This window comes from Bacteroides sp. (assembly GCF_019417265.1).
Lineage (GTDB): Bacteria > Bacteroidota > Bacteroidia > Bacteroidales > Bacteroidaceae > Phocaeicola.
The window spans coordinates 1-6,044 of sequence record NZ_DXVR01000128.1 but is presented as its reverse complement, the minus strand read 5'-3'; the positions used below and the strand labels follow the sequence as shown (position 1 = coordinate 6,044).

The window sequence follows — 6,044 nt, the reverse complement described above, 5'->3', positions numbered from 1 at the left end:
TCACGCCGATGGTACTGCATATTGTGGGAGAGTAGGTAGCTGCCGTTTTAAGAGAGGTCCCCGAGGTAGAGATACTTCGGGGATTTTCGCGTTTATACACCGCGGAATAAACGCAGGGAATATCTTTCCGGAAAAGCAGTTGGTGTGCCCTGAAATAAGAAAAACTGATGATTTTGAAACAGGGAAATATCGTCTGTCGGTGAAAGATGTGAAATTGGAATGATATGTTGATTATTCGAAGCAGTAGAAATCCAATGGGGATTTATTTTTAATATTCCTTATAAATCTAAAGAAGCAAATCAATTAGTATCCCGATCAACCTTGGTGTTGTATGCAATGGAACCCTTTTCTCTAAGGAGTTCGGAGCTTTTTAAAAAGAGACATATGGAGATATCCCTGTGACTTGCTGTACGCTCTATATTAGGTGGAATTTTTTTAGCATGGACTTTATACAAAGAGTAGTAAAAAATGGATTGACAAACTATAATTTCTCTATCCTCATTACTTATCTTTCTCCTTTTCGGCTTTCTGCTTTTTTTCTATCAGCATGTTCATGAAAGCCGAGCTTATAATACCTGTTGTGATAGCAATCATGGCAATACCAATCAGACTTATCAGACTGCTTAGCAGGCGTCCTATAGGAGTTATGGGATATATATCACCGTATTCCACGGAGTAAAGGCTACTATGGCCCACCAGAATCCATCACCGATATTCTCGAATGCCTGTGGTTGTGCGTTGCGCTCTATGTAGTACATCAGAATTCCGGAGAAACCGAGCATGATGCCGCATGCCGTATAAGATGTGATGAGTTCCTCTTTTACTGTCTTCAAAACTGTTCCTATCATCTGGAACGAGCGTGAATATCTTATAAGCTTGAATATTATCAGTATATATGCCAGTACCACAAGATGTATATGAGGTGTCTCTTTGTAGATATATATTCCTACGAAAGGGAGTATGGCTACAAAGTCTATCAGACCGTAAAACGAAAAAATATAATGCAGACGTGCTATCCACGGATTTTTATATTGTGCATACTGCACGGGAGCTGCGGCAATCCTAAGGCCGTACTCGATGGTAAAAACGAAAGAAGCCAGATAATTGAACAGATACAGCCAGTTGCGGTATGGGGCGGACTCTTCGAACGATCTGCATATAATTGAAAATATAGAGCCGATAATGAAGAACAGCACGAAATACTGAAACCATTTTTTCATCAGCTGACGATGGATGGATCTGCAGAGTTTCTCATGTCGTATAAGAGTGGTTATCTTCTCACGTATAGGTGATATGATATTGTTTGGGTTATTTTACATCGTTATATAATAATAGGTACTAACAGCAAATGTAAATAAAAACTATGATATTTAAAATACCGTCCTGAACTGAATATCTGTTTTTTTATATAATATGTGTATATTATTTCAACCTTATATGCCCATTTTTTGTTTTTCATGATATAAATACTTATTTTTATAGAATTAAAAATTAAGAGTGATGCCATCCGCTCATTTTAAATTGCTAATTATTAATTGTTAATTTAAAAAGTTCATTATGAAAAAACACAGGCGAACCAATACGCTTAACTTGTTGGCTACATTGCCTTTGATATTGGCAGGCCAAACTATCAATGCACAAGAACAACGATTAGACAAAGTTCCTGCCGATACAGTGGTAAATGTCGGCTATGCCACCGGAAGCATTAAAAAACTGTCAGGCTCCGTGGAGTTGATTAAAGAAGACCAGATGAACAAGATACAGATTGTAAACCCGATAGAGGCCATTCAGGGACGTGTAGCGGGACTTACTGTCAATAAAGGGGGAAACGGAACGGCTGCTCTTGATGCGGTGCGTCTGCGCGGAACTACATCCATAACTGGAGGTAACTCACCGCTTATCATCGTGGACGGTGTTATAGGGGATATGACTCTGCTAACCTCTATTTATCCAACCGACATTGAAAGCTTCGCCATCCTGAAGGATGCTTCCGAAACGGCTCAGTACGGTTCTCGTGGAGCTTCCGGCGTGATAAATGTCGTGACAAAGAAAGGTATCAAGGGCAGGACAAGCATTAACTACAGCGGAAGTTTCGGCATTTCCAGTGTGTATAAAAGGATAGGAATGCTCGATGCCGATGCATACAGGAATGTCACTTCCGGTCTGGGATTGAGCATCATAGACAAAGGCTGTAATACTGATTTCCAGAAAGCGATAGAAAGGACGGCCATACGGCAGAATCACAATATCGCTCTTTATGGCGGTGGAGATAAGTCTTCTTACCGTGTATCTCTGGGATATCTGGATATGGAAGGTGATATAATGAACGAGGGGATGAAGATGTTTACATCGAACATGAATCTGAACCAGAAGCTGATAGACGGGGTGATAGACTGCGAACTCGGTATATTCGGTTCGGTGAAAAGGGAGAGGAGCCTGTTCGACCTGCAGAAGACATTTTATTCCGCCGCTACTTTCAATCCTACTTTTCCGGCGGGGAAGAATGCTTCAGGCGCGTGGGACAATCTTACTACGGCGAGTCAGATAACAAACCCATTGGCATGGATGGAGGTGGACAACCGTGAGGCGGCATCTTATTTCAGCGCGCACGCGAAGGTGAACATAAACCTGCCATACAGGCTGAAACTGGTGGTTTTCGGCTCATATACATATAATAATACTGAAGACAGCCAGTATCTGCCTACCTCTGTATGGGCATACGGACAGGGATACAGGGGATTGAGAAGCTCGGAATCGCTGCTGGGAAATATGATGCTTACATATAACCGTCAGATAGGAAAACATTTTATAGATGTATTAGCATTGGGAGAACTCTCTAAGGACAGATATTCCGGATTTTATACCACGGCCACTAACTTCTCGTCGGACGCCATGGGTTTCAATAATCTTCAGGCCGGTGCATTGAGGCCATGGGACGGTACTGGCTCTTATTTTGAAGACCCAAGACAAGTTTCGTTTCTGGGGCGTGTGAACTATTCGTATGATGACAGGTATGTTCTAACATTGAATGCCCGTACGGACGCGTCGTCAAAGTTCGGCGAGAATCATAAATGGGGATTTTTCCCGTCGGCGTCTGTGGCATGGAACATATCGCAGGAAGACTTTATGAGGTATGTTGATATAGTCGATAATCTGAAAGTCAGGTTGGGATACGGACTCGCAGGAAATCAGGGAGGAATAAGTTCTTATACCACTATGAGTTTGGCCAAACCGAACGGAGTCACTCCTGTGGGTAGCTTGCCTATGGTCACTTTTGAAACTCTGAGGAATGTCAATCCTAACCTGAAGTGGGAAGTGAAGAAGACTTTCAATGCGGGTGCCGACCTTCAGATGTATGGTAGCCGGCTTATTCTATCTGTCAATTATTACAAGTCGAAAACAAGCGATATGCTTTATAATTATCATGTCAGCGTTCCGCCGTTCACTTATAATACTCTTTTGGCAAATATCGGTTCGATGGAAAACAATGGCGTGGAAATATCTATAGGCGGTACTCCGGTGAGAACACGCGACTGGGAACTCATGATAAACGCAAATCTCACCTATCAGCAGAACAAACTGCTGTCACTTGGCGGAATGTATGAGGGCAATTATATTTCAGCAGCCGAATATACAGCCATTGCCGGATTGAACGGTGCAGGATTTCATGGTGGAAACAACAACATAGTGTATCAGATAGTGGGACAGCCGTTGGGCGTTTTCTACCTGCCTAAATGTACAGGCCTGAAAGATGACGGTAACGGGGGATATGTGTATGGCATTGCCGATTTGAACGGGGGCGGTATCAGCATAGAGGACGGTGAGGACAGATATATAGCCGGGCAGGCCATACCGAAATATATACTCGGCTCAAATATCAGTCTGAGATACAAGTCTTTCGACCTGTCGCTACAGATGAACGGCGCGTTCGGCCATAAGATTTATAACGGTACTGCACTTACGTATATGAACATGAACAATCTGCCGGACTATAACGTGATGGAAGAAGCTCCCAAAAAGATGATACGTGACCAGACGGCTACGGACTACTGGCTGGAAAACGGTAATTATCTGAACTTTGATTATCTTACCATAGGATGGCAACCGAAAGTGAAGGACGGACTATGGCTTAAGGGTTGCAGGCTGGCCTTTACGATAAACAATCTTGCCACTATAACCGGATATTCCGGTCTGACTCCGCTTATAAACAGTTCTGGCATAGACGATACACTTGGAGTTGACGACAAACGCAGTTATCCTGTATCCAGAACATATACTTTAAGTCTTGGGTTGAACTTTTAAAACTAATGCGTATGAAACGGTATGTTTACATCATAACAGCTTGCATCCTTACTCTCTGTTCCTGCAAGGAATTTCTGGACGAAAATCCTAAGGACGCGATAAACGAAAATCAGATAGCGGGAAATCTGAGGGAACTATACATGCACAGTGTCGCCACTCTTTATAATAATATAGGCGGATATAATGACAGTGAGGGAATACAGGGCACCGGACGTGGCATATACGATCTGAATACTTTTACCACCGACGAGGCTATAATGCCTACACGCGGCACAGACTGGTACGATGGCGGATTTTGGCAAGGGCTGTATCTTCATGACTGGGGAACAAACAATAATTCGGTTCTTGCCACCTGGGAATATCTGTATAAGTCTGTCATGCTGTGTAATGAGTCTGTCAGAAGAATTAAGGATTATGCAGCAAAGCATAGTGATGATGATACCCGGTCTCTGATGGCCGAAGTAAAAGTTCTAAGGGGACTTTTCTATTATCATCTTATGGATTTGTTCGGCAGAGTTCCGCTTATAAAGGAAAACGGAGTAGAGAAATCCTCGAAAGAACAGGCCGAAAGGAGTGAGACTTTCTGGTTTATTGTAAATGAGCTGCAGGAAGCATTGCCTTATCTGGCAGACGAACGAAGTAATGTACCAGGAGAGTATTACGGACGTGTCACACGGCATGTGGCGTATTTCCTGTTGGCTAAACTGGCGCTGAATGCCGAGGTATATACAGACGATGTATGGACTGATAATTTAAGATCAAACGGAGCTGATATAGAATTTACAATAGACGGAGCAAAGAAGAACGCATGGGAAACCACGCTATACTATTGCGACAAGATAGTTGATGCCGGATACGACCTTGAGCCGGACTACAGGACTAATTTTGCAGTGTTCAACGAATCGTCTGTCGAGAATATCTTTGTAATACCTATGGACAAGACATTATATACCAATCAGTTCATATATTTATTCAGGTCGCGTCATTATAATCATGCAAAGGCTTACGGACTTGGTGGAGAGAACGGGGCGTCTGCCACTCTGGATGTTCTTGAAACATTTGGTTACGGTACGGAAAATGAAGACCGCCGATTTGATTTCTGCTATTTTGATGACGCTCTTACCGACCTTGACGGAAATCCTATAATGCTGGATGATGGAAAGACACGTTTGGTATATGAACCCTGGAAGGTAGCACTCGATGTATCAGGTAAACCGTACGAAAAGACGGCCGGAGCAAGAATGAAAAAATATGAGGTTGACCCTACAGGCTTTAAAGACGGTAAACTTATTGACAATGATATAGTTCTTTACAGATATGCCGATGTGCTTCTTATGAAATGTGAAGCCAAGGTCCGCAACGGCGAAAACGGTGACAGAGAGCTTAATCTTGTCAGGAGTAGAGTAAATGCCCCTGCCAGGAATGCCACTCTTGAAAATATCCTGGATGAAAGAATGCTTGAGCTTGCCTGGGAAGGATGGCGCCGTCAGGATATGATAAGGTTCGGAGTTTACACTGAAGCATATAGCTGCCGTCCTCAACTGGAGAATGAGAATACCGGATTTACCACTGTGTTTCCAATTCCGGAAAAGATTATCCAGATGAATAACGGAATACTGCAAAATTCCGGTTATAAGAAATAGAAAAAGACCTCTCTTGGTGGAAAATTTCCGTAAGAGAGGTCTTAATTTTGTATGCTCGGCATGAGTATTAGCTAACGGGTGCAAGTCCCCAATGAGCCC

At 42.9% G+C, this 6,044-nt stretch carries 5 protein-coding genes; 3 read left to right on the top strand and 2 right to left on the bottom strand.

Annotated features, from left to right (window positions below; translation table 11 throughout):
- Positions 1–223 (top strand): hypothetical protein (locus QZ379_RS11725; protein WP_291564927.1); only part of this gene is annotated, 223 nt, incomplete at its 5' end.
- Between the two features lie 278 nt (positions 224–501).
- On the opposite strand, the gene QZ379_RS12780 is transcribed toward QZ379_RS11725, so the two are convergent.
- On the bottom strand, positions 502–672 hold the full coding sequence (locus tag QZ379_RS12780) for an ion channel (protein ID WP_366933622.1): 171 nt from the start codon (positions 670–672) through the stop codon (positions 502–504).
- Positions 645–1,220: an ion transporter gene (locus QZ379_RS11720; protein WP_366933621.1), complete on the bottom strand. Its 576-nt coding sequence runs from the start codon at positions 1,218–1,220 to the stop codon at positions 645–647. Before QZ379_RS11720 ends, QZ379_RS12780 begins: the two co-directional genes overlap by 28 nt.
- Positions 1,221–1,557: 337 nt before the next feature.
- Here QZ379_RS11720 and QZ379_RS11715 point away from each other — a divergent pair, with 337 nt between their 5' ends.
- Together QZ379_RS11715 and QZ379_RS11710 are read left to right on the top strand one after the other, a co-directional pair.
- The gene (locus QZ379_RS11715; protein ID WP_291564925.1) at positions 1,558–4,302 is read left to right on the top strand and encodes a SusC/RagA family TonB-linked outer membrane protein; all 2,745 of its coding nucleotides are present in this window, start codon (positions 1,558–1,560) and stop codon (positions 4,300–4,302) included.
- Between the two features lie 11 nt (positions 4,303–4,313).
- Positions 4,314–5,945, top strand: a complete 1,632-nt coding sequence (locus QZ379_RS11710) for a RagB/SusD family nutrient uptake outer membrane protein (RefSeq protein ID WP_291564921.1) — start codon at positions 4,314–4,316, stop codon at positions 5,943–5,945.
- The last annotated feature ends 99 nt before the right edge of the window (positions 5,946–6,044 follow it).